The organism is Aliifodinibius sp. S!AR15-10 (genome assembly GCF_031569985.1).
Taxonomy (GTDB): domain Bacteria; phylum Bacteroidota; class Rhodothermia; order Balneolales; family Balneolaceae; genus JAMQKA01.
Map to the genome: position 1 here is coordinate 77,590 of NZ_JAMQKA010000005.1, position 25,813 is coordinate 103,402.

The window sequence follows — 25,813 nt, forward strand, 5'->3', positions numbered from 1 at the left end:
TCATGAAATTTTTAACAAGTGGTATCACTTTTCTCGGTGTCCTGATGCTTAGCTCGATTGAGCTTATGGCCCAAGAAACCAGCTTGCTGTCAAAATCAGGTGACAAGGCTAAACGCGGCAACGAAACAGCCGTGAACTATACACTCCAGACCACGAAACTTGACTCTGAAGGCCTTATCAATCTGGATGGAAAGCTGGATGAAGCGATGTGGCAGCAGGTTGAAGTGGCAACCGATTTCACACAACGAACGCCAAATGACGGCGAGCCGGCAACTGAAAAGACCGAAGCCCGGATCATTTATACCGCCGATGCCATCATTGTAGGCGCCCGGGCCTACGACTCCGCGATGGATTCCGCTGCCGCCACCCTCTTCCGAAAAGATGGTTCGGCCTACAGCGACTGGTTTTATGTGACTATTGACAGTTACAACGACAACCGCACCGGGTTCTCATTCGCGGTAAATCCCAAAGGAGTACGCAAGGATATCCTGCTTTATGATGATGACAATGAGGATCTCCGCTGGGATGCAGTCTGGGAGGCCGCCACCAGCATGGATGAGAAAGGGTGGACAGTGGAGATGCGTATCCCGCTTTCCCAGCTTCGTTTCAGTTCCAACAGCGACCAGATAGAAACGGAGTGGGGAATCAACTTTCAGCGGCGGATTGCACGCAAGGAAGAGATCTCCTTTTGGGCACCCACGCCGCAGGAGTCTTCTGGATTTGTCTCACAATTCGGCACATTACAGGGCATCAAAAATATATCCGCGCCGAAGCAGCTGGAAATTGTACCCTATGGATCCACCAGCCTGACCCGTGCTCCCAGTGAGGGAGACAACCCGTTTTACAGTGCCAATGAAATGAATGGTTCGGTTGGTGCCGACCTGAAATATGGATTGACATCCGACCTGACGCTGACGGCAACGATTAATCCTGATTTCGGGCAAGTAGAGGCGGACCCCGCCGTCATCAATCTCAGCGCCTTTGAAACCTATTTCAGGGAGCAACGACCCTTCTTCCTTGAAGGAAACGAGATCTTCAACTTTGGGAAAACCAAAACCTACAACACGTTTGGCAACCCGATCACGTTTTACTCCCGCAGAATCGGTCGCGCTCCACAAGGTAATTTGGAAAAGTATAATGATTATAACAGTCACTCGGTGTATAATCCCGGTAATAATCCCTCCACCTATACCAAACGACCCGACCAAACGACGATCGCCGCCGCGGCTAAACTGAGTGGCAAAACCCGTTCAGGCTGGTCGGTGGGACTGTTGGATGCCTACACCGTGCAGGAATCTTCTCCCTATCAAATCGGAACGGGAAGGGATGGCAGCTTTGTCGTTGAACCGGCTACGAACTACCTGGTCGCACGCACTAAAAAAGATCTCAATGGAGGTAACACCTACTTAGGAGGATTTCTCAGCTCTGTAAACAGAAATGTTAATGACCGCTATTTTGAGAACTTCCTGCATGAGTCGGCATACCTCGGAGGAGTCGATTTTGAACACAACTGGGATGACCTGAACTGGACTGCCAGCGGGACGTTTTCATTGAGCCAAGTTACCGGTACAGAAGAGGCCATACTCGAAACCCAAAAATCTTCGGCCCGCTATTACAACCGGGTAGACGCTGAGAATCTCTCCCTCGACCCCACTAAAACAAGTCTCGGTGGATTTGCTACCGAAGTAAGCCTGCGCAAATCCGGTGGTGGAAACTGGCGAACGTCCCTTACCTATTCCGAGGTAAGTCCGGGTTACGAGGTCAACGATCTGGGCTTCGAAAACCGTGCGGATTACAGGGCCACAGCCTTCGTGCTCAGTTACGAGGAGTCAGATCCCAAACATCTTCGATATTACGAAATTTGGTCGTACGAGATGTGGGCCTGGAATCATGACGGGGATCGCATTGGTAACTATTACAATGTCGGTTCTTACATGCAGTTTAACAACCTGTGGTCCTTCAATTTCAACATCAATTATGCGGGAAATGCCTATTTCGACCGGATGACGCGCGGTGGCCCGGTAGCGCAGCGGCCCCGTGACTGGAATTTTAACTTTAACGTCCGATCCGATCAAACCAAGCCGTTGTCTTTTAACTTCGGTGGATTCCGGCGAAGGGTGATGTCAGAAAACGAATTTGATGATGTTGTCTGGTTTGGCCTGGAGTTCCGACCCACAACCTTTATCCAATTGGAGATTGAACCTGAGTTCGGCCGTGGTACGGAAACAGACCAATATGTCACGGCCATTGATGATCCCCTGGCCACAGGCACCTACGGAACCCGGTATGTGTTTGCAGATATTGACCAGACATTTCTGTCGACCAACATCCGTCTCGACTGGACCTTTACCCCGAACATCAGCCTGCAGCTCTATGCACGCCCCTACATAAGCAGTGGCAATTTCTATAACTACAAGGAGTTCACCACTCCGCGCTGGTATGAGTTTGCAGTGTACGGGCAGGATCAAGGCTCCATCCAATATTCTGAAGCAGATGAGGAGTACACCGTTGATCCCGACGGCAGCGGTGCGGCACCTTCATTTACGTTTGAGGAACAGGATTACAATTTCCGTTCCATCCAGGGCAATACCGTATTTCGGTGGGAGTATAAACCGGGTGCTGCCTTGTTCTTGGTTTGGCAGCACGACCGCTCCAACTCCGGCCCCAACAACGATTTTAGGCTCGGCCGCGATTTCAGCCGGCTTTTCGGTTCTGAACCTACGAATGTGTTTTTAATTAAGCTCAGCTACTGGCTGGGTACCTGATACGATATTAAGATTACGAATTTAGAAAGTCGCCCTGACTTTCTAAGCATAGATAACCTAAGCATTAAAAGCCTTCCACTGACCTGGAAGGCTTTTGTATTTTGGGAGGAGTAGTAAGCAGGTAGCTTGATATCGATTCTATCGTACGTTCGCCTCATCCTCAATCGACCGGTTGATTCTCTACCAATCGTACGATTGGCTTCTCCGCAATCGATCGATTGGTTCCCCATCAGTCGATCGATTCATTACAAATCAATCGATCGGTTGGTTTGGCATCAATCGTACGATTCACTCATTGTCAATCGATCGGTTCGTAACTGTTGGGACGTAGCATGCTACGTCCGTCCGTACGAAAGCAATTTTTAATCAATGGCTGCCATATATTCAACAGCTTGCTCATGAACCTGTTCCGGATTTTCCCGATCCTTCTGCCAACGCAATGGATTATCAAAAATGTACTTCCTGATACGATACAGGGCCTTTTCATTGCGGATTATATGATCGTAAAATCGAGACTGCCATGCGAAATATTCATGGCCATTTCGGTTACACCACCGGGTGACGGCCGATTTATAAGATCGGATAATGGTGGACAGCGAACCTGCTTTGGGTGAGATATTCGACATCACTTCTTGAACATCATCTTTATTTTGTACGGGCGTTGCATGCAACGTCCCAACCGGTTTATCCTGTGAATCTGTTTCTTGGGACTCAATTCCCACAATACCATGCAGGTGATTGGGCATCACCACAAATTCATCTAATACCACTTGGGGCTGGTGATCTGGAATCTGCCTCCAAAAATGCCAGGCCATACAGCCCGGCACCGAGAGCCCCATAATGCTATCCTGACTCTCCCCGAAATGATGAGCCCGATCTTTGGTACAGATTGTAATGAAGTACAAGCCGGGATTCCTGTAATCCCATCCCTTCAGACGAATTGATTTTCTGTATGGTAGGTTTCTGCTTTGCATCTTATCTCAAAATTGTTAACTGATCTCATGATTTGCAAAATATCTCACTCTTGGCACTGTTGGGACATAGCATGCTACGTCCCAACTGGCTTTTCATTCGAATCTGATGGACAGTTCCCCATTTAGGTGTTTAGAAAATGTTTTCGATATTCTTTTACAAAGCTCACGAATAATCTAATAAGGGTAAACCGTTTTTGATGAACATCTACGATGAAATCACAGCTGCCAACGACAGGATACGATCTCATATCCTGCACACACCTCTCCTGCATTCTCCCTACCTGAGTTCGCTGGCCGATGGCAAGGTATACCTGAAGATGGAAAGCGAGCAATATACCGGTTCGTTTAAAGCCCGCGGCAGCCTCAATAAATTGATCTGGCTGAAAGAACAGGAGACAAAATTTTTCCCTATCACAGCCTCAACCGGCAATCACGGCTTAGGTTTTGCTCGTGCCCTTAAACTCCTGGGCATTAATGGACGGATCTATCTGCCGGAAACCGCTGTGCAGTCTAAAATTGAACGAATTAAAGAATATGGTGCAGAGATAGCGTTTTATGGAAAGGACCCCTATAAAACGGAACTGTATGCGAAAAATCTAGCGGAAGAACACGATAATTGGGTCTATATCTCCCCCTACAACGATCCCCAAATTATTGGCGGTCAGGGAACCATCGGGATTGAGATACTTGAGGATTTGGAGACACCGGACATCATTTTTGCCACTGTTGGCGGCGGTGGGTTAATTTCAGGCATTGCAAGCTATGTTAATCAACATTCCCCCGAGACAAGAGTCATCGGGTGCCAACCCCGGAATTCACCGGAGATGTCCGTCTCTGTGAAGGCCGGCACGTACCGAGAGATTGAATCCAAACCTACTCTTTCTGATGGGTCAGCGGGAGGGTTCGAGCGTGACTCCATTACATTTGACCTTTGCAAAGAGCTGGTTGAACAGTTTATCCTTGTTTCGGAAGAAGAGATCGCCGAATCGATCCGCCTGATGATTTCGAAGCACAGTAAATTGGTGGAAGGAGCTGCGGCCGTAGCAGTGGCAAGCTTCCTAAAGGAAATTGAACAGTTCAAGGGAGGAACCAGTGTTATCATCATCTGCGGGGCCAATATTTCATACAAGCAACTTAAAGATATTCTCTAAGGAAACCAGCTCATGCTGCAATAGTTAAAAATCTGTATTGTGTGTAATTAGTTTATCAACCTATATTGGTAAAACAAATGATGAGGATAATTCAGGACAAGTATGACGGAACTGGTCAATAGCTTACAGACATTTGCCCAAAATGTTCGCATCGTAGACTTCCTTGATGTCGCGGTCATCTCCCTCATTTTATACCTGCTGTTGAATTGGTTCCGGAAAAGTGCTTCCCGCCGCACCATCACAAGCCTGTTAGTGCTTGTGGGGGTATATATTCTTGCCCGAATTACGGAAATGTATTTAACAGAAATCTTTATAGAGGGTCTGTTTATCTTTATCCTGATTGGTTTGGTTGTGGTCTTTCAATCCGATATCAGGAGGCTCATCGACCAGCTCGGCCGGTGGCGTTTCCGAAGAAGTGATGGTTATGATGACGAGCATCGCATCAGCGACACAATTGCGGAAGCGGCCTCGGAAATGGCCAAAAACAAAACCGGTGCACTAATTGTAATTAAAGGCGCCGAGGACTGGGAACGGCACATCAACGGGGGCATTGAAATTCATGGTGATATCTCCCTCTCATTGCTTCACAGTATTTTTAATCCCACCGCGCCAGGTCATGATGGAGCGGTGCTGGTGGAAAACAGGAAAATCATCAAGTTTGGCGCACACCTTCCGCTGTCTACGCGACTGCATAAAATTTCGAAAGGTGGAACCCGGCACGCCGCGGCTCTTGGACTCTCCGAACAATGCGACGCCCTGGTTGTGGTAGTCTCAGAAGAGCGCGGTGTCATCAGCATTGCCCAAGGCGGCCAGCTTCAACAGCTGGAATCTGCCAGTGAGCTGAAGGAAAAACTGCTCGCTTTTGAAAAGGAGTATCATCTCACGCAAACCGGCAACTCGCACCGGCTGAAACAGGTAAACTGGCGGACAGCTATCACTTCAGTTGGGCTCGCCGTTTTACTCTGGTTTGCCATTGCCTATAATGCGGACACGATATATCGAACGTATGCCGTGCCTATAGAATACCGGAACCTAAATTCCAGCAACGTCGTCCTGCAGGATTCCGTGCCTATTGAAGCCCGGGTTACATTATTTGGTCCCGAACAGGCTTTTGAACTGCTTAATCCATCACAGTTGGTTATCTCGTTTAACCTGGACTCCCAACATTTAAATTCAGACTCGCTGGTAATAACAGAGAACAACCTTAACCTGCCGTCCGACCTGGACCTCTACAACGTGACACCCCGAAGTTTGAAAATAACCAGTTCCAAGCTCACACAGGCTACCGTTCCAATTAAAGTACCGAGAAATGGGACATTGCCTTCTCAATACCGTTTGCAGTCAATAAGACCCGAACCAACAACGGTGACACTACTGCTTCAACGGGGACAAAAAATCGATTCCGTAGCTGTGAAACCGATCGATCTGAGCAGTGTAACCGGGTCCACAACCGTAAACAGCGAGCTCATATTGCCGGAAAGTGCGTCCTTACCTAAAGACTCGAAGCCGCAGATAGTGGTTCACATTACTGTAGAAGAAAAGAAAAACTGAATCCCCAAAAATGATTATTCAGACTATACTCGGAGAATTTCCGTTAGACAACAAATCCTAATTATTCAACCAATTGATATGCGCTACTTACTCACACTATTTAGTTTTTTTCTTATCGCAACTATTTCCAATGCTCAACAACAGCAAGAGCATGTAGTCTCCATAACAACCAGCGGAGAGGTCGAACTGCCCGCCGACATTATTCAATTCAACATCAATCTCAATGCTGAACAAGATACCCCCCAAAAAGCTTATGACTTGCACAAAAAGCGGGAGAAAGTGCTGGTTAAGCTGCTGGATAAATACGATGTGGCCGAGGAGAACATCCGCTTTCAGCCTATTTCCATTAATAAAGGTTATACCGACGAGTTTAGAGCCGGACAGGGCCGCGAACGGATACCGGTCTATCGCACAAACCAGCAGGTTAGCCTGACGCTCAAGAATTTTGATGTTTATGAGAAAATCCAGGTCACCCTGATTGAAAACGGTTTTGACCAGTTCAATGGTAATTTTCTCTCCTCAGATCAAACCAAAGGAGAGGATGATGCCTTGCGCCAAGCCATCAAGGAGGCCAAAAACAAGGCCGATATTATCGCAAAAGAGGCAGACCTGAAGCTCGGGGGGATAAAATCCATCAACTACCAAGAAAGCCAGATGTATCCCCGGCAGCAAATGGAAACGATGGCGATGAGAAGTGCTGACAGCCAGAGCCTTATGAAGTACGATCAAACGGTAATATTAAAGGCCTCGGTGACGATGGAGTTTATTATAAACTAGCGACGAACTGGTGCGGTCCACCTGTTGGTGGGCTGAACTTATTCTTTTAAGGTCTTAACAGTTCCATCTACCCAAAACCTGTATATAGAAACAGTCGCAACACAGGAACGGATCATAAGCAAACCATCATCCCCCTCAGATTATGGAATGTTCATTTTTTTAGTGATAAAAAAACGAACCAAAAAAATCACCGGCGTTAGTAAATTTCGCTGCGTTCGCTCCACCTCCGCTAAAATCATTGAACTCGATCCGCCAAACCCCGCGGCTCTCAGACAGCAATGATTTCTTCACGCACCGGCTACACTCTCTTATCCAGCAAAATTTACGTTAGGCCGGGAGGTGAATGAGGAATTGTCGAGGATTTTTACAGACGCTCGGCCTTTCCAATTTTTAAAAAGAAATTATTCTTCGAAATCAATCCCGCTTATACATCTCGGCGGCATTAACAGCATCAAAATAGGCTTTGGCCTTGGCATAGTCTTCATCTCGATTGATATCGTAGTACAGGTAAACTTCCACTTTGACTCCGTTCATAAACAGCTGCATAGTACCCTGAGATTTGTGCTCGGCAATCACCCAGTTAGCGATAATGTTGTAGTTTAGGCGATCTTCGAAACCAAATTTCTGAGTGCGGTCGAAGGTCAGCGGGACGTGCTCCTGGCTAATGCTTGTCAACGGGTATCCTTCCAGCATCTCAAAATCTGTTTCTCCATCTGTTTCCCGGAAAATGGTTGTCCCCAAAATAATAGGGCGTTCCTCTGGCTGCATATTTTCCACCGCTTGCAGTGCCAGCAGCGCCGAGGCTTTGTGGTGCCCGTGCGTACCGGGCTGGGGAAGCATCGTCAATACAAAGTCGTACTGCTCCTCCTCAATAATCTCTTGTAGCCTCTTTTCAAGCCACTCGGCATCCCACATGTCCAGCGCTTTTTGAATGTCCTCGGTGTACTGCTTGTCCTGCTGCTCAAAAAAGTAGTAATTCCGGATTCCCACAATGTCTCCACCAGCCATTACCTCTTTTTTACGTATTCCCGGAAGATTAGCTCGTCCCACCTCTTCTTTGTCAAGCCGCTTGCCATAAATATAGTTGCCCAGTGTAGAATAACGGTATCCCCCTTCTCCATTGGTCATAATCGCCAGGTCAGCCACACCATCCAGCAGGTGGGTGGTTTTGAATACGGTAGCTGCATAGATAGCATCATCATCGGGATGGGCGGTTACCAGCAACACTTTTGGCTTGTAATCAAGCTCTTGGGCTTTCAGAGGTTGTTGTATACACAGTAAGAGAAGCAGGAAAAGAAAAAATAGAGGAGTTGTCTTTTTCATTGGGTGTGAGATCTACCGTTTGGAATTGTCATCAGAATAAGCTCAACGCTTTATGAAGCAACCAAGATAAAACAAGATTTCATTTTTTGCAGCGGTATGTTTGCCATCAGAACTCCGGTTGTCAACTTCTCATGTTTTGCAGAACTGGCTTTAGTACTTCCCATACATTTTCAGCTACTATCTCATGGCCTTTTGCATTTGGGTGGATATCATCGTTCTGCATCAAGTCTGGATCCAACGCTGCCCCTTCCAGGATGAACGGGATAAAAGGCAGGTTATATTTCTCAGCCAAATCGGCATACATCTGCTTGAAATCCCTGGTGTATTGTTGCCCGAGGTTTGGTGGCACCTGCATCCCCGCCAAGATAATCCGTGCATCCGGATATTTGCTCTGGACCCGTTCTATGATCTTTTGAAGATTCTCTTTGGTCGCTTTAACCTCTATGCCCCTTAGTCCATCATTACCCCCTAACTCAAGCACAAAAACATCTACCGGCTGCTGCAGCATCCAGTCAATACGGCGGAGTCCTCCTGCCGAGGTTTCCCCGCTCAAGCCACCGTTTTGTACATTAAAATCCCATCCAAGGGAATCAACTTTCTCTTGGATCAGGGCTGGAAACGCTTCATCTTTATTAACACCATTGCCGGCAGTTATACTATCGCCAAAAAAAAGTATCCGGGAGACATCATTTTGTGATTGACAAGGCATATAGGCCAACAGCAATAAAGCAGAGACTAAAAAAATAAAACGTTTCATCGTCAGTATATAAGTGTTCTTTATCAATTCAACAGTTCAACGTGTAATCACGAAATTCCGTTTATCCCGGGAATGAATAAGGCCCGGTTTTTAGTTGTATCCTACTGATCATTTAACAAAATTTCGGGGAATTTCAACAAAGATGAATATAATCGAAAAAAAGCACCAATTGTTCAGATTTCCTACAAATTCGGTTTATAAGTTAACGTGATCATCTAAACTACAGCAAATAACGTTGCAGCACACATATTTAAGTACAACTATAAGGGTGAGCTAACCGTATAGCCCAAACGCACTAACTACTTATAATTATATCATATTGCATGGACTCGTCTAATATACTCGAAATCAATAAGCTGACTCAACAGTTCAAGAGTGGTGATAAACAGCTAACCGTTTTAGATTCCGTTTCATTTTCAGTTGCCAAAGGAACCGTCTGCTCGATTGTGGGCCCATCCGGTAGTGGAAAAACGACCTTGCTGGGATTATGCGCAGGGCTGGACCGGCCCACCAGTGGTCAAGTTATTTTGAACGGTATCAATATCGGTGACCTCAATGAAGACGAACGCGCGGCTGTACGGAATGATTTTGTAGGATTTGTCTTCCAGACGTTCCAGCTGATACCCACACTTACGGCCCTTGAAAATGTGATGGTTCCTCTGGAGTTGAGAGGTGAGGCCACCAAAGAGGTTAATGCATATGCAAAAGAGCTTTTAACAGAGGTTGGACTGGGAGACCGCCTGAATCACTACCCCACCCAACTGTCTGGCGGCGAACAGCAGCGTGTGGCTATTGCACGAGCGTTCATCAATAAACCACAAATCCTTTTTGCGGATGAGCCCACTGGCAACCTGGATACAGAAACCGGGGAAACAATTGAAAACCTGATATTTGATCTGAACAGGGCCAGTGGTACCACGCTCGTGATTGTTACGCACGATCTTGAACTGGCGCACAAATGTGATCGTGTCATTCAGCTCAGGAATGGCAAAATCGCTTCCGACGAATGGATTGAAGAAACGGCCACTGCTAAAGTAAAAGAGGCGTAATCGATGGCACCCTTTTGGTCTCCCTGGACATGGAAAATGGCGTGGCGCGATGCCCGCTCGAACAAGAAACGACTCTTTCTCTATATTTCGGCCATCATTATTGGCGTAGCGGCCCAGGTAGCGATTACCTCCTTTCGAGAAAGTGTTACCAACACGATTGACAACCAGTCCCGCGAACTGCTTGGGGCCGATCTTGAAATTGAAGCTGAACGCCCCTTCACCGATGAAGAGCTGGCCTATTTCGATTCACTGGGTGGCGTGCAGTCGCAGATGATCGAGTTTAATTCAATGGCCTATCTGCCTCAAAGTGGTGGCACCCGGCTCTCCCAGATCCGCGCCATTGATGGCGGATTCCCCTTCTACGGAGAAATTCTGACGAATCCCGATCAAGCCATAAACACATACGAGGAAAATAATGCAGCGCTGGTCGATAATGCGCTCATGGTCCAGTTTGGTGCAGAAGTGGGCGACTCGATTCGCATTGGCAATGTCATGTTTGAGATAGCGGGTGCTGTTGAGCAGGTGCCGGGGGAAGCGGCTGCGATCTCTATGGTGGGACCCCGTATTTTCATCCCCTACTCTCTCGTCGACTCAACCGGCTTGGTACAGCGCGGCAGCTTCGTAGAATACAAAATGTATTTCAAGTTTGATGACGGTCGTGATATGGCCCAGCTGCGAGAGAGCACAGATCCTTTCATGGATAAGCACGACCTCAGATATGATGATGTGGCTGAACGCCGTGAAGAGATGGGAGAAGCAGTCGGCAATCTTGCTAAATTTCTAAACCTTGTCGGCTTCGTAGCGCTGCTTTTGGGTGGTATTGGGGTGGCCAGTGCCATTCACCTGTATATAAAACAGAAAATCAGTACGGCCGCCGTGCTGCGCTGTTTTGGAGCTTCCTCTAACCAGACAATGACTATATTCCTGATCCAATCCGTGGTGTTGGGTTTCGCCGGCGCTCTCATTGGGACGGTGTTGGGGGTTGGCATCCAGTTTATGCTGCCACAGCTGGTCAGTGAGTTCTTGCCAGTTGATGTAGAGCTCACGGTCTCTTGGCTTGCCGTAGCACTGGGACTGCTCACCGGTACAGGCGTGGCACTTGTCTTTGCGTTGATGCCTCTTCTTTCGCTCCGCAAGGCCTCCCCCCTGTATACACTCCGTGCAATGGATGAGTCCCTTACAGACCTGCTGGGGAAAAAGACCAAGTGGAGCATCTATGGTACTATTATTCTTACCGTTGCGGGATATGCCACCCTGATTACCGAAGACTGGATGGTCGGGGGGATTTTCACAGTGGGCATGCTTATCGCTTTTGGTCTGTTGCTGTTAGTAGCCCAAGGTCTGATGTGGTGCGTAAAAAAATATTTTCCTTCGGGATTCTCCTACGTGTGGCGACAGGGACTAGCCAATCTGTACCGACCTAATAACCAGACTGCGACCCTGCTGCTCTCACTGGGACTCGGCATGCTGCTTATCAGTACGCTCTACTTCAGCCAGGATATGCTGATGAGTGAACTAAATTTTGCCACCCGGGATGATGCTCCCAACCTGATTTTCTACGATATACAGCCCGATCAGAACGAAGGGGTGCAACAGATTATGAAACAGGAAGATATTCCGGTACTTCAAAATGTCCCGATTGTGACAATGCGGATTGCTTCCTTCCAGGGGCGCACAGTGCAGGAAATTCGGGAGGACACCTCCAGCCGCATTCGGGGCTGGGCGCTCGACCGAGAATACCGCTCCACCTACAGAGACTCCCTGCTCGATTCGGAAACCCTTGTGGAGGGGGAATGGATTGGAGAAGTAGACACCGATACCAGTCTCGTACCCGTTTCGGCAGCCCAGGAAATTGTTGAGGACTTGAATGCCCAAGTTGGCGACACCCTCACATTCAATGTACAGGGTGTGCCTATCAAGGCGTATATCGCCAGCATCAGGGAAGTGGACTTCCAGCGTGTACAGCCCAACTTTTTCATGGTGTTCCCCAAAGGAGTACTTGAGCAGGCGCCGCAGATTGGTGTTATCGTCACCCGCACAGCCGGGCGTACTGAATCAGCGCAACTACAGCAGCAGGTCGTTCAAAAATATCCCAATATTTCTGCGATCGATGTCGGCCTGATCCTGCAAACCCTGGATGAATTCCTGGGCAAAGTCTCGTTCGCAGTTCAATTTATGGCATTATTTAGTATTCTTACTGGCCTGATTGTGCTGGCCAGCTCGGTGGCGATCAGCCGCTTTCAGCGCATTAAAGAGAGCGTCCTGCTGCGTACCCTTGGAGCCAGCCGTAAACAGATTATCCAGATCCTCTCGATCGAGTATTTCTTCTTAGGTGTGCTGGGGGCATTTACGGGACTTATCCTATCAGTGCTCTCCACTTGGCTGCTCGGCTACTTCTACTTCGACCTGACGTTCATCCCTAACATTTGGGTCATAATCATAGGTACATTCTCAATTGCTGCACTTACCATCCTGATTGGAATGCTCAACAGCCGAAGTGTGTATCAACGACCTCCACTGGAAGTACTTCGCCTGGAAACCGCTTGATTGTGGAACGTAGGTAGATACAGCCAAATGGATTTACGAAAGAAAACCAACATGATTTCGCTGCTGGTGCTGGTTCTCTGCATCGTGCTGGCAGCGGTGATCTACCTTTTTACCGGAATTATATTCATCGCCATCATCTTCGCTCCGCCCATCGTGCACTGGATTTTAAAGCAGCGGGAGGAGAACCAGCAAGACAACAGGAATTACTAATATTATTATCCTTCCCACCAACATTCATGGAAAGAAATGCGGACTAATTGCTGATTTTCCATACCTGCTTGAAAAGCTTGTTTGTAGATAAATGGATTCTGATATTGGTATTACATAATTATCATCTTTTGAAGAGGAACCATGTTCAAAAACTCCAGGAGATTACCGATTCTTACCAAGCGCAGAAGAAAAAAACCGGGATCCGCACCAGGAACAGTCGAACATATCGGGGAACAGCGACTCGATGACATCCAACTGACGATCCATGATTATGATGAGGATCATCTTGATGAAATACATATAGAAGATGTGGAGGAAAGCCGGCCATACCTTGAAAATCCCTCCAAAACCTGGATAAAAGTATGCGGACTGCATGACATCGAAAAGCTCAAATCAATTTGGTCTTATTTCGATCTTCACCCGCTTGTACAGGAAGATATCGTAAACACGACACAACGCCCAAAAGCGGAAGCTTACGAAAACAATATGTATTTCGTTGTTAAAATGCTCTCCTGGTCGGGGGAGAAACAACAGATTGAGTCAGAGCAGGTGAGCCTCGTGTTGAGCAATACTTATGTACTCTCATTCCAGGAGACGGATCGCGAATTTTTCCAACCCATACTCGACCGGCTTAAATTCGGCAATGTACGAATCCGAAAAAATGGGGTTGACTACCTCATGTACGCACTAATCGATGCTATTGTTGATCACTATTTCAGCGTCCTTGAACAGATCGGAGACCGTATTGAACAGCTTGAGGAACAACTGCTTGACGACCCCGATCAAGAAGTGCTGCATGACATACACGCGCTTCGGAGGGATCTAATCTTTTTCCGAAAATCGGTCTGGCCACTGCGTGATGTGCTGAACGCCACAATCCGCGATGAGACCTCGTTTATTGATGACAACACGAAGCTGTTTCTGCGCGACGTCTATGACCATATGGTCCAAATTATCGATAATATCGAAAACTACCGTGATATGGTGCTTAGCATGCACGATATGTATATGAGCCACGTGAGCAACAAGATGAATGAAGTCATGAAAGTGCTTACCATCATTGCCACGATATTTATACCACTGACGTTTATCGCAGGCATTTATGGGATGAATTTTGATCCCGCGGCCAGCCCGTATAACATGCCGGAACTGCAGTGGTATTGGGGCTATCCCGTAGCTATGGCATCGATGGCTGTTATAGCAATAATCATGATTTTTTATTTTAGGCGGAAAGGCTGGTTTTAACTGTAACGAGCAAAGCCAACAAATAACTCGGGATCCACCCGAGCAACGAAAAACTATTAATAACGACTAATTAAAGGGAAGACGATGGAAAACATAAAAATATTGGTTCCACTTGACTTTTCAGATCTGAGCAACCAGGCATTATCTGCTGCCGAAGAATTTGCCAAACTTTTTGATGGCCGTATTACCCCCTTTCACGCGTATCTGCCAATTAGTGAAATGGAAGGGCCTTACATGCTTGGGCTTGGAACCAGTCCCATCGAGGATTACGAGGAGATTGAAGATACCCTGAGAGATCGGCTGGATGAAGTTGCCAGAGAGCATGTCGAGGAACGATATCTTGACAAGGCGATCATCTCGGTGGGTAATGCCGCCTCCGCTATTGTAGAGGAGGGACAAAATTACGATATGATTGTAATGAGTACTCATGGTCGCACGGGGTTTTCCCGCTTTTTCCTGGGATCAGTGGCAGAAAAAGTACTTCGTACGTCACATATACCGGTGTTGGTAATCGACAAGGAATCCAGGATTGGGCCGATTAAAAGAATCCTTGCCACTACTGACTTTTCAGAAAACTCACACGCCGCTTTTCCGTTGGTTAAGGATATCGCCCGCGCAGCCGATGCCCAGGTGGAGCTTTTAAACGTAATGACATATGACACTCAGCACGATGAGAAGCCAGATGAAGGGAAAATATCGTTGCGAAATAAACGGATGGAGATACTGGTTAAAGAGGAATTCCATGAAATCAGTGACCGTCTCCAAACAAACGTTATCGTCTCCGCAGATACACCGCATGAGACTATTTTTAAACATAACCAAGATAATCCCGCGGACCTCGTGGTGATGGCAACTGTAGGTCGTACGGGCATAGAATACCTGATGATGGGAAGTACTACCGCAAATGTTGTGCGACATGTAAAGACACCGGTATTGAGTATCAATCCCAAAAAGAAGCTGGATGGGCAGGAGTAGCAGTCAGCAATGTTAGGTTAAAGCATCCTCACAAGGGCTTCAATTAATCCCTATGCGACTTTCTGGATCACCTTAGTTAAACCCAATTCTTATCCCCGCCATAATGTGCAGGCGTCGGATCTCTTCCTGGGCCACTTCGCCAACGATTTGACTTCCGTTATCGTAACTGTAGAGCTGATTTTGGTCTTCCCAAATGGCGTACTGAACTCCCAGGTCGAATGCGAAATTTTCAGAAAACTTAGAGCTGAATCCGGCATTAAAAAACTGCCGACTGGCGTCGGTGCCCTCTCTTGGACTTGGATACCAGGCATATCCCAACCGCGGTTTGAACGATTCGTTGAACCCAAACTCAATGCCACCGCGCAGATTGGTGACATCTTTAAATGTTCGTTTAATAAAATCATTTTCACCCTGTTGATATTGCAGATCTTCACTTTCAAGATCCAGTTCAGCAGTGGAATAGTTCACCTGCTCGGCAGCCGCTGAAATAGTGATACCGCCCAAGCCCGTCAATGAAGCACCTACATTGATGCGTGCCGGCCGTTCAATTTTGTAAGAAAATTCACCGGGTAGTTCCTCCTCGAAACCCGGCCCGTTATCAAAGGTTGAGCTGAGTCGTGTGTTGTAGTCCTCATTGAATGAAAGCAGACTGGGAATTTCATAGCTACCGCCTACTTTCAGAAAGGAGTTGACCTCGTACAACAGGCCTATTCGGGCTGAAAAAGCGCTAAATCGCGAATCAATAGTATCTACACTCAGAATCCGGTCAATATCGGTATCACCGGTGCCATCATCGTCACTGTCGATGAGCGTCCCATCGTATACATTGTCAGGGTCTGAATCCAGGAACTGCCGCTCATAATGATATTCGCCGGTCAATACACCTATCGACGCCCCGATGTAAAGATTTTTCTGGAATTCTGTGGCAAAAAAGGCTGAGTACTCCCCCATCCGTCCGCGCTCGGTCAGCTCCATATTTTGTTGTACGCCTGGATATTCTTCGGGAGTAAATCCAATTCTAAAGATTGATTGTGTAAATGTGCTGTCCACATCGGCCCAATCCACAGCATACACGTTAAATGCAGCGTCATAAAGATCGGTATCGGAAGTGATGTTATAGAAATCGGTAAGCGATGAACGATTATTCCTGAGGTTGATACCCATCGCGCGGTTAAAGTCCGTAGTTTGGCTGTAACCGCCACCAATGACAAAACTTCCTCTTAAAGTTGGAATCTTATAGGCCAATCCGATATCCCCAACATTTGTCTGCGTATCATCAAAACTAAACGTGTCGTTATGGAACGTGGTCTTCTCATCAACATTTCGCAAACTTAAGCTAAAAGAGGCAAAACTCTCATCAAACAACCCCATAGTTGCCGGATTATCCTGGAAACTGCCAAACCCCGAATTATATGCCACACCAGGCAGCACCATACTCTGTGCGTCGTAAGAGGGATACTCCAGGCTGTAGCGCAGTACATCTTCAGCACTTTGAGTAAAGGCTTGCGCTGGCAGTAAACAACCAATTAACAGGATAAACAGGCTATTTCTTTTTGCATTTGACATACTTCGGGTACCCAAGGGTTATCTTGATATTTCAGTTAGGCTGAACTGTTGAAGCGTGTGTGCTGACTTAATTTCCCCTGCTTCTGCTTCGGTTGGAGGATCCAGATCCACCAGAAGAGCGTGTGCCCCTCGATGAGCTTCGGTTTCGGGAAGACGACACCGTTCCCCTGTTGTTTGAGGAAGATGAAGAACGACTCCTGACATTAGTGGTAGAACTACTTCTGTTTCTGGTATTGTTGTCAGAGTTGAAACTGTTACGGAAGTTCCTGTTAATCTGGATTTTTTGCTGAACTTGATCAATAAAGTTACTTCTGCTGCGCCTGTTGTTTTCTCTGGTCTTAAGTTCGATGCGCCTGTCTTCCAGCCTGTTGCGAATTCGTTCTCGATTCAGTTCTCGCAAGTCGTAGTTTCGATATCTTGAATAGCGGGTTTCCCGAGCCTGTTGATTATCTGAATCTACGTTCTGAGATACATTATAATCATTGCCTCTCGATCTTCGTGTGCCACTGCTGCCATTGTCTGACCGGCCAGAACTGGACCCGGATCGGCCTGTAGAACGAACACGGCTGGTGTTATCGGAAGAAGAACGGGAGCGAACTGTTCCGCGGGTTCTGTTTACAGTGGTAGTACTTCGGCTTCGGACGGTTGTTGTTCGCGGTGTATTTTGGCGTACGACGTTAGTACCTCGGGAACGAACATTTCCATTATGTGCATCGGAACGCACCCTGTTGGTACCGATTGTCCGGCGGCCATACCTGCGATCCTCATCTCTATGCTTTCCTACGCCTATATAACCGGCGTAACCGGAGTAGATATAGTTGTTGACAAAGATCGGGCTATATCCAAAGCCGTAGCCGTAATAAGGATCCCAGTAATAATGCGTGCGATAGCGATACCAGTGATGGGGGAATCCATAAAATGCACCCCAGGAATAACCAAAATGCAACCCAAAACTTATGCTGGCATATGATCTGGGATAATAGTCATAGAAATAGGGATTGTAGAAACTGCGATAGTGTCTCCAGTGAGAAGAGCCGTAGTAATGAGGGAAATAATCGTGGTAAAAACTTCCAAAACCATGACGTGCATACCAATCAGCAACCTCGTAATCTTTGTAATAATATGCATCCTCCGTGCCGTCGTAGTAGCCATCTTCATACCCTTCTTCATAATCGTTCTCATCCCGATACACATTATCGCCATAGGCTTTATCCGCCCTGGCACGTTGGTCAGTCTCTGCATCTCCGGAATAGGTGCGGGGCGTTCGGGGCTCATCTGTTATTCGATGGACCCGTTGCGAGTATTGAAGCTGCGTGTAGCAACCGGTCAAAAAGAATAATGAAACGAATATTATAAGTGATTTGTGAAATTTCATGGTTATCTCCTTTTGACGGCTTTTTCAGTTTCTACACCAATAATGCCTAAAACAAGCTAGTACTTCAATAACATTATCATGTTAGTCCGTCGTTACAATAACGCGCCTGGTCGCCTCTTATGATTGAAGTAACCGCTAAATTTCTCCCTTGAGTGATTTGGCTATAACCTCTGCTTTAGAGTTAACATGCAGCTTCTTGTAAATATTGCGTATGTGTGCGCGAACGGTGTCAATCGAAATATCATAGCGATCAGCAATCATTTTATAACTGAGTCCATCCACCAGGCCATTTACAATGTCGTGCTCCCGGGGGGTCAGGTCGGAATCAGCATTCTTTTTGGGCTGCTGATCCTGGAAATGATTGATCACTTTCCGGGCAATCTGTGGCGACATGGGGGCTCCACCTTCTAGCAAATCCAATATCGACTCCTTGATTTCTGGGAGTGAAGTGTGCTTGAGCAGGTATCCAGACGCTCCCGCACAGAGCGAGTTAAATATCTTGTGGGAATCGTGGTATACCGTGAGCATGATGATATCAATTTCAGGGTATTTTTCCCGGATCAACCCAATGCCCTCAATGCCTGACATCCCGGGCAACTGGATATCCATCAGGATGACGTCGGGCTTCTTATGCTCCTCCAGGTAGTCCATCATCTCCTCTACGGTATCGACTGCCACCGGGCACGATAACTCATCCTGCATATCAAGATAGCGCTGAATTAAATCTCTTATTTTTTTATTGTCTTCAACAATTCCGACTACTGGAGCCATAATGTTTTGGTTTAATTAGGATTTTACCCTGCTGGTCATCAGATTTTGTCTCCATGAAGATGGATTGTAAAACCAGTGCCATTCTCAAAATCAATATCGGCATCAATGCGACGGGCACGCATCTGCATGTTCCTCAGTCCATGCCCGCTTTTCCTGGCTTGTTCTCCAATGCCACTGCCATTGTCACGGATATACATATCAAAAGATCCGTTATCATTTTTTAGTTCCACCTCCACTTTGGTCGCATCGGCATGTTTCGCAATATTATTGATCGCTTCTTTAAAAATTAAATAAATATTCTCCTTCATTGGTACTGTTAATTTCTCATCCATATCCAACCGGTTAAATTGATAAGAGATCTCTTTCCCGGGAAGCACGTTGTTCACATAGTCCTGCATGCGGTCAGTCAGGTCCCCCAGCGTGTCGTTGCGTGCATCAATTGACCACACAATATCATCAAGACTGGAAACAATCTTGCGGCTCTGATCACCGATCTGTGAGAGCGACTTCTTTACATCATCCCGGAGCTTGGTGGTTTGCAGGAAATCGGTCTGCAGGGCAATTTCCGTCAGGGAAGAGCCCACGTCGTCATGAAGATCACTGGCAATACGAACCCGCATTCGCTCTATCTCCACCATCTTGCGAACCCGGTAATAGTGATAGATAAAGTAAATAATTCCTGCTACAGCTAAAATAAGGAGCACAATAAACCACCAGCGCATCCAGAACGGGGCCAAAACGGTAAAACTGACGGTTGCTTTTTCCTGGCTCCACAGACCGTTACTCTGGGCTCTAACCTCAAAGGTATACTCACCCGGTAGCAGGGCTGAATAGCGGGCAAAACGCTGGTTTGTTCGCTGCCAACCTTCCGCAGAACCTTTCAGGCGATACTCATACACCACCTGCTCGGGTCCTGTAAAACTTATTCCAATAAAATTAATAACAATATTATGGTTATCACTTTCGATCTGGAGATTGCGCATTGTCTTCGCAGGCTCCCCCGAAACACGAATATTTTCGATATGTATTTTTGGGGGGACGTTCTTCGAGGGAGCCGCTTCCTTGGTATAACGGGTGACGCCCCCCACGGAACCAAACCAAAGCTCTCCATTATCATCGGTAAATCCTGCTCCTACATTCATCTCGTTGGCAACCAGCCCCTGGGCATGAGTAATCAGCTTAAAAGCAGATGCCTTTTCTTCCGTGGCATCGCGATACATCTCATAATCAAAACGCACGACTCCTTTGTTTGTACCAATCCACTTGATACCATCCTGATCTTCAATAATAAAATAGCAGACCTGGTCAGGCAGGCCGTCTTGCGTGGTGATCGACTCAAAAGTACCGTCTTCGTATAATGCGATGCCTCCAAACGTTGAAAACCAAAGTCGCCCTCTTCTGTCCTCCAGGATATCAAGCACTCCGTTGTTTGGCAACCCATCCCGGATGCTGAAATTTGTGAATTCCCCATCACTAAATCTGCTCACACCGCCGTAAGTAGCAAACCAAAGGTTCCCCTGGTCATCTTCTTCAACACTTAAAACGGTATTATTGGCCAGTCCGTCATCTTCAGAAAAAAGCCTGAATTCCTGATCTCTGTATCTTAGGACCCCCTCGCCATAGGTGGCCATCCAATACTCATCTCGTGTACTTCGTTCAACAATGGAGCGTATTTTCCGATACGGTAGTTCAGTTTCATCAAAGTTAAAGAAAGTGTTACCATCATAGATGCTTAATCCCCAGCGAGTACCAATGAATAACCTTCCCTGGCTGTCGACCATCGACGTATACACTTTATTATCCACCAGGCCATCCCTCTCATTTAAGATTTCAAAGCCCTCCTCATTGTAGCGAACAATGCCTCCACCATAAGTGGTTATCCAATAATTGCCCTGCATATCTTGATTAATCGAGGTGATGACGTTGTTTGGCAATCCTTCTTCGATCGTAAAATTTTTGAAATTTTCTCCTAAAAACAGATTTATCCCTCCCCCGAAGGTTCCAAACCAGATGTTGTGCTCGCGATCGAAAAGCGTAGAATAGATGATATTATTGGAAAGCCCCTGGCTTGTGGTATAATTTTTAAACACTCCATTGCTGTAGTGGCTAGTCCCCTCTTCCGTGCCCAGCCACACCCCTCCTGCACCATCCTGAGAAATAGACCGTATACGATTATTCACCAAATCGTCGGCTTCGGTTAAATTCCTAAACTGTCCATCCTCAAAATGACTGAGTCCTCCACGGGTGGCGATCCAGAACCCGCCGGAAGGATCCAGTTCAAGATCTCGAATCTTTTCATCGGCCAAGCCGTGGCGGGGCGTGTAGCTCCTGAAATTACCTCCGCTAAGGCTGGTCAGTCCTTCCCTGGTTCCGAACCAGAGCGTGCCATCCTCATCCTCAATGATGTCCCGCACCCGATCTCCCGCCAGGCCGTGCACAGTGGTGTACTGGATAAGATCACCGGAGTCATCCTCGTGCCAAATTCCATCCCCGTCAGTGGCAAACCAGAAATCCCCGTTTTCATCTTCAAAAACCTCAAGAATAGTGCTTGATGTCAGTGGTTCTAAACTTGGAATCGTTTTAATACTATCATCCTCAATAACATTTACTCCCGATTCGGTACCCACCCAAATTCGGCCTTCATTGTCTTGGTATAGTGACTGAATCTTGTTGTCTGCAAGCCCGTCCTCTTGGTAGTAATTTCTGAAATTTATCCCGTCAAACCGGTTGAGGCCGTATCCTGTGGCAATCCAGATATAGCCGTCGCTATCCTGAATCATATCGTTGACTACCGCCTCACTAAGCCCGTTTTCAATGGAGTAGGTACGGAAGGGTAATACTTGACTCTGAACCGATGCGGAACAGATCAGGCATAGTAAAAATATGACAATTCGTTTCCTCATGAGTTAACATAACGTAATAGCCAGAGAAACGTTATACAACCCTTAAAAATAAAAAAAGCTCCGACCTAGGCCGGAGCTCTAAAAATAAACGAGATCAATCAGTTACCCGAGATACGCTCTCAGTGCGGCACTACGGTTGTGGTGTCGGAGTTTACGCAGTGCTTTTTCCTTAATCTGACGCACGCGCTCTCGCGTCAGGTCAAACCGCTCACCGATCTCTTCCAGCGTAAGGGAATGTTCGCGACCGATACCAAAATAGAGACGAATTACTTCTGCCTCTCGATTGGTGAGTTTTGAAAGTGCCCGCTCGATCTCCACCTTCAATGACTCACCCATCAGGTCATTATCGGGGTCGGGGGTTTCTTCATTTTCCAAAACATCCAGCAGCCTGTTGTCTTCCCCTTGTGCAAACGGTGCATCCACTGAAAGATGGCGACCGGAAATTTTCAAGGTGTCAGCTACCTCAGATACCGTCATATCCAGGCTTTCGGCAAGCTCAGCTGCAGAAGGAACACGCTCATACTCCTGTTCCAGCTTGGAAAGTTCCTTACCAATCTTGTTAAGCGCACCTACACGGTTTAACGGCAAACGCACAATTCGACTCTGCTCAGCCAGGGCCTGCAAAATAGACTGGCGAATCCACCATACCGCGTAAGAAATGAATTTGAACCCACGGGTTTCATCAAAACGTTTGGCTGCCTTGATCAATCCCAGGTTTCCCTCGTTGATAAGGTCACCCAGCGAAAGCCCCTGGTTTTGATACTGCTTGGCTACCGAAACCACAAATCTCAGGTTGGCTTTGGTAAGCTCTTCAAGAGCTCTTTGACTTCCTTTTTGAATCTCTTTCGCAAGCCTTACCTCATCTTCCGGGGTTATAAGTTTTTCTTTGCCTATTTCCTGTAGATAACGGTCTAACGACTCTGACTCTCTGGTAGAAATTCCTGAACTTCTTGCCACGGTATTTGCTGGGTTTAATTAAAATTAATTACGACTTCAGTGAAGAATTGCTTAAAAAATAGTAACAAGTTTAACTAAAGGTTGCATGTTACCATCTTTCGCACACCATATTAACGTGATCTCTTTCGTTATGTTGCTTAGGCTAGTCAACAAATCTCTATAATATATTACTTTTTTCATAAAAACGTAACCCAAAATAGAATTTCATTTTGAATACGCTTTCGGTTCGTATTCACCATTATTCAACTAAATAAAAGGGATCCCCGGGTAATTTTGTTCCATATTAAAAAATTTTGCTACGGTGCATGCCACATCTGAAAATGTAGCTCGTTTTCCCAAGCTTTCTGCAACGGCATTTTCTTTTGGAAAAACAAGCAGTGGCACAAACTCCCGGCTGTGGTCGGTACTTGTCACTGTAGGATCGTTGCCGTGATCGCTGGTAATGATCAGCAGGTCATCTTCCTTGATCTTGCTTGCCATCGCCGGGATTGCACGATCGATCTCCTGAAGACAGCGGGCGTAACCCTCGGGATCCAACCGGTGGCCATAGATTTGATCGGTGTCAATCAGGTTTGCAAATACAAAACTATCTTCGGCAGCAGACATCAAGCTAAGCATCTGTGATAGGCCCTCAGCATTAGCGCGCGTTTTTCGATATTGTGTAAATCCCCTGCCCGCAAATAGATCAATTACCTTGCCAATGGCGTAGGTTTTGATACCACTTTCATTCAATCGATAAACAAGATTTTCCTCGGGCGGTGACAGGGAGAAGTCGCGCCGATCTTCAGATATTCGCTCAAAATTACCGGAAGATCCTTGAAACGGACGTGCAATTACCCGCCATATCCCGTGCTTACCGGTCATAACATGTTTTCGTGCAAATCGGCACCACTCGTAAAGCTGATCCAGAGAAACCTTATCAGTATGTGCCGCAACCTGGAATACACTGTCGGCAGAGGTATATACAATGGGATTACCAGTGTGAAGATGCTCCTCTCCATACTCATCGATAGCAGTGGTACCGGAAATCGGGCGATTGCAGAGCAGACCCTCTACCCCAATCCCTTTGCAGAAACGCTTTGTGACTTCGTCCGGGAATCCATCGGGGTAAGTGGGGAAAGGGTGTTCGAGCTGAATCCCGACCAGTTCCCAGTGACCGGTGGTGGAATCTTTGCCGGAAGAGATCTCCCTCATTTTTCCAGTAGCTGCCAGTGGATCCGCATTGGCTGGCACTGATGAAAGATCTATAATATTACCCAGTCCCAGGGTTTGAAAATTGGGTAATCGGCAACCGGTGGTTTCACAAACATGGGCCAGCGTATTCGTATCTTCATCTCCATACTGACCAGCATCCTCCTGGGCGCCTACCCCTAAACCGTCGATTACAAGCAGGTACACATTTCCCATATCTATTCGGCGGTGTCCTTCATCGTCTCTGAAAGAGCAGCTTTTGCCTGTCGGAGTACCTCGTAATTATCTTCTTGTTGGGCATTTAACTGGGTAAAACCGACTTTGATCGAAGTCTCAATCTGCACACCATTAGTCAGTTCCACAGGCCGCATCAGGCGTTGATTCAACAGCTGAATCCACTGATCAACAGCATTCTCTTCGCGATCTTGTATCACAAATGAATAAACATAATCTGAATGAGAACCGATAAATCCTGATTTCCCATATTTATTGGGATTAAAAAGATTTACAAGGTCTTTCTGCATATGATCGAGATCCTCCATACGCAGCTGGGTCCGCAGAGCCGGCAGATTTGCCATTGTTACCAATCCAAACCATGTATTGTAAGGGGAGCCGTTCTGGCCCAGTGTTTGCAGTTCGGTATCCACGAGGCGCTCCCACAGATCAGGTATTATCGCATCGAACTCATTGTTCAAAAAGGGTTCCGAATGATCCAGATTCGGTTCATTGGCCATTATTGTCAGCTCAGTAAGGCGGACAAAATTGACAAACTTGTGCTTGGTAGATTCTTTAAAAAGCAGTGGGTTTTTGTCGTATAACAGCACCAGGCCCTGCCGCCGGTCGTGGAATTTCAGTGGAATTGCCATCGTGGCGCCATCCGTATTTTGTTCTCTCGGGGAAATCCGCTTGGGGTTGTTATTGAAGTGGATGGCAAATTCCGGTTTGCCCTTGTGAAGCGCCTCATAGGCCAGGGTCCGCTCTTTGACCGGCATCCCGATCGGGGGTGCCCCCTGAGCCCCAACCGAATTAAGCACGTTACTCCAGTTCTGCATCCCCTGGGTAATAAAAGAAACACCGCCCGATTGCAGGTACTTTTGCATCTCATTGATCATCCGGTATATGAGTTCCGCGCGATGTGACCGGACATTGATCTTTTCCAGGCTCTCCTGGTAATCCACCCATTCTTCCTGGTTTTCATACAGGTCACTGATTTCCAGGTAGGTATTCAACACATTTCGCAGGGCGTCAGAATAGGAATGGATAACTTCGCTCTTCTCTTCATCAAGGACGTATTCGCTGGATTCCAGCACCGTAATGGCAACCGTTTGACCATTATTAATAAACGGCAGCAGCGTGATGTGTTTTATTGGAACCTGGTTATAGTAATGCAGCAGCTCCTCCGGATCAATCTGCTCATTGAGCTTCAGGCTTACCGGTTCGCTGATATCCCGGTACTGGTTCAGAAAGTGATCATAAAAGGAGACCCGATCCTGGAACATCACATTCGAGAGTTCCGTGGACTTGGTTTCCATCACAAACTGCTCTCGCGACCTGTTTACCCAGTAGAGGTAGCACGTTTCCACCTCTGAGGACTTTCGAAGCAAATAAACAAGATCTTTCAGCACCTGCTTGAATTCACGGAGGGATTTATCCTGCCGCTTCTTCCCCATAATCTCGGCATTCGACCGATCTTCTTGTCGTACCTCTGCGTATGATTCCATTCCTG

At 46.9% G+C, this 25,813-nt stretch carries 19 protein-coding genes; 9 read left to right on the plus strand and 10 right to left on the minus strand.

The features are described 5' to 3' along the window. Positions 1-2 precede the first annotated feature (2 nt). Entirely contained in the window at positions 3-2,765 is a 2,763-nt protein-coding gene (locus NC796_RS05275; protein WP_310682768.1) for a DUF5916 domain-containing protein, read from the plus strand. A gap of 362 nt (positions 2,766-3,127) precedes the next feature. Here the strand turns inward: NC796_RS05275 and NC796_RS05280 are convergent, their stop codons facing one another. Continuing rightward, complete coding sequence (locus NC796_RS05280) at positions 3,128-3,739, minus strand: transposase (RefSeq protein ID WP_310682769.1); 612 nt, start codon at positions 3,737-3,739, stop codon at positions 3,128-3,130. Positions 3,740-3,936: 197 nt separating this feature from the next. On the opposite strand from NC796_RS05280, the gene NC796_RS05285 reads away from it, so the two are divergent. The 3 genes from NC796_RS05285 (at position 3,937) to NC796_RS05295 (ending at position 7,218) form a co-directional block, all read left to right on the plus strand. Next, on the plus strand, positions 3,937-4,890 hold the full coding sequence (locus tag NC796_RS05285) for a threonine/serine dehydratase (RefSeq protein ID WP_310682772.1): 954 nt from the start codon (positions 3,937-3,939) through the stop codon (positions 4,888-4,890). Between the two features lie 102 nt (positions 4,891-4,992). Continuing rightward, complete coding sequence (gene cdaA / locus NC796_RS05290; RefSeq protein ID WP_310682774.1) at positions 4,993-6,441, plus strand: diadenylate cyclase CdaA; 1,449 nt, start codon at positions 4,993-4,995, stop codon at positions 6,439-6,441. 78 nt (positions 6,442-6,519) lie between these two features. Further along, the gene (locus NC796_RS05295; RefSeq protein ID WP_310682776.1) at positions 6,520-7,218 is read left to right on the plus strand and encodes an SIMPL domain-containing protein; all 699 of its coding nucleotides are present in this window, start codon (positions 6,520-6,522) and stop codon (positions 7,216-7,218) included. Between the two features lie 414 nt (positions 7,219-7,632). On the opposite strand, the gene NC796_RS05300 is transcribed toward NC796_RS05295, so the two are convergent. Both NC796_RS05300 and NC796_RS05305 read right to left on the minus strand, forming a co-directional pair. After that, positions 7,633-8,541, minus strand: coding sequence for a PIG-L family deacetylase (locus tag NC796_RS05300; protein ID WP_310682779.1), 909 nt, complete (start codon positions 8,539-8,541; stop codon positions 7,633-7,635). Positions 8,542-8,662: 121 nt separating this feature from the next. Beyond that, on the minus strand, positions 8,663-9,298 hold the full coding sequence (locus NC796_RS05305; RefSeq protein ID WP_310682781.1) for an arylesterase: 636 nt from the start codon (positions 9,296-9,298) through the stop codon (positions 8,663-8,665). Positions 9,299-9,621: 323 nt separating this feature from the next. Here NC796_RS05305 and NC796_RS05310 point away from each other — a divergent pair, with 323 nt between their 5' ends. From NC796_RS05310 to NC796_RS05330, 5 genes are all read left to right on the plus strand, one after another. Then, a complete protein-coding gene (locus NC796_RS05310; protein WP_310682782.1) occupies positions 9,622-10,347 on the plus strand; it encodes an ABC transporter ATP-binding protein in 726 nt (241 codons plus the stop codon). 3 nt (positions 10,348-10,350) lie between these two features. Then, positions 10,351-12,894, plus strand: coding sequence for an FtsX-like permease family protein (locus NC796_RS05315; RefSeq protein WP_310682783.1), 2,544 nt, complete (start codon positions 10,351-10,353; stop codon positions 12,892-12,894). 27 nt (positions 12,895-12,921) lie between these two features. Beyond that, positions 12,922-13,104 (plus strand): hypothetical protein, encoded by a 183-nt coding sequence (locus NC796_RS05320; RefSeq protein ID WP_310682785.1) that lies wholly within the window; start codon positions 12,922-12,924, stop codon positions 13,102-13,104. A 141-nt stretch (positions 13,105-13,245) separates the two neighbouring features. Then, a complete protein-coding gene (gene corA / locus NC796_RS05325; protein WP_310682786.1) occupies positions 13,246-14,349 on the plus strand; it encodes a magnesium/cobalt transporter CorA in 1,104 nt (367 codons plus the stop codon). An 84-nt stretch (positions 14,350-14,433) separates the two neighbouring features. Further along, positions 14,434-15,324, plus strand: coding sequence for a universal stress protein (locus NC796_RS05330; protein ID WP_310682788.1), 891 nt, complete (start codon positions 14,434-14,436; stop codon positions 15,322-15,324). Between the two features lie 72 nt (positions 15,325-15,396). Here NC796_RS05330 and NC796_RS05335 read toward each other — a convergent pair whose 3' ends face one another. From NC796_RS05335 to NC796_RS05365, 7 genes are all read right to left on the minus strand, one after another. Beyond that, complete coding sequence (locus NC796_RS05335; RefSeq protein WP_310682790.1) at positions 15,397-16,890, minus strand: hypothetical protein; 1,494 nt, start codon at positions 16,888-16,890, stop codon at positions 15,397-15,399. Between the two features lie 67 nt (positions 16,891-16,957). Beyond that, entirely contained in the window at positions 16,958-18,265 is a 1,308-nt protein-coding gene (locus NC796_RS05340) for a hypothetical protein (protein ID WP_310682791.1), read from the minus strand. Positions 18,266-18,400: 135 nt separating this feature from the next. Next, complete coding sequence (locus NC796_RS05345) at positions 18,401-19,036, minus strand: response regulator transcription factor (protein WP_310682792.1); 636 nt, start codon at positions 19,034-19,036, stop codon at positions 18,401-18,403. A 38-nt stretch (positions 19,037-19,074) separates the two neighbouring features. After that, positions 19,075-21,939 (minus strand): two-component regulator propeller domain-containing protein, encoded by a 2,865-nt coding sequence (locus tag NC796_RS05350; protein WP_310682793.1) that lies wholly within the window; start codon positions 21,937-21,939, stop codon positions 19,075-19,077. Positions 21,940-22,041: 102 nt separating this feature from the next. Next, the gene (locus NC796_RS05355; RefSeq protein WP_310682795.1) at positions 22,042-22,896 is read right to left on the minus strand and encodes an RNA polymerase sigma factor RpoD/SigA; all 855 of its coding nucleotides are present in this window, start codon (positions 22,894-22,896) and stop codon (positions 22,042-22,044) included. Between the two features lie 246 nt (positions 22,897-23,142). Then, entirely contained in the window at positions 23,143-24,303 is a 1,161-nt protein-coding gene (locus tag NC796_RS05360; protein WP_310682796.1) for a phosphopentomutase, read from the minus strand. A gap of 2 nt (positions 24,304-24,305) precedes the next feature. After that, positions 24,306-25,808 carry a GAF domain-containing protein gene (locus tag NC796_RS05365; RefSeq protein ID WP_310682797.1) on the minus strand — a complete coding sequence of 501 codons (1,503 nt, stop codon included), beginning with the start codon at positions 25,806-25,808 and terminating at the stop codon, positions 24,306-24,308. Positions 25,809-25,813: the final 5 nt, after the last annotated feature.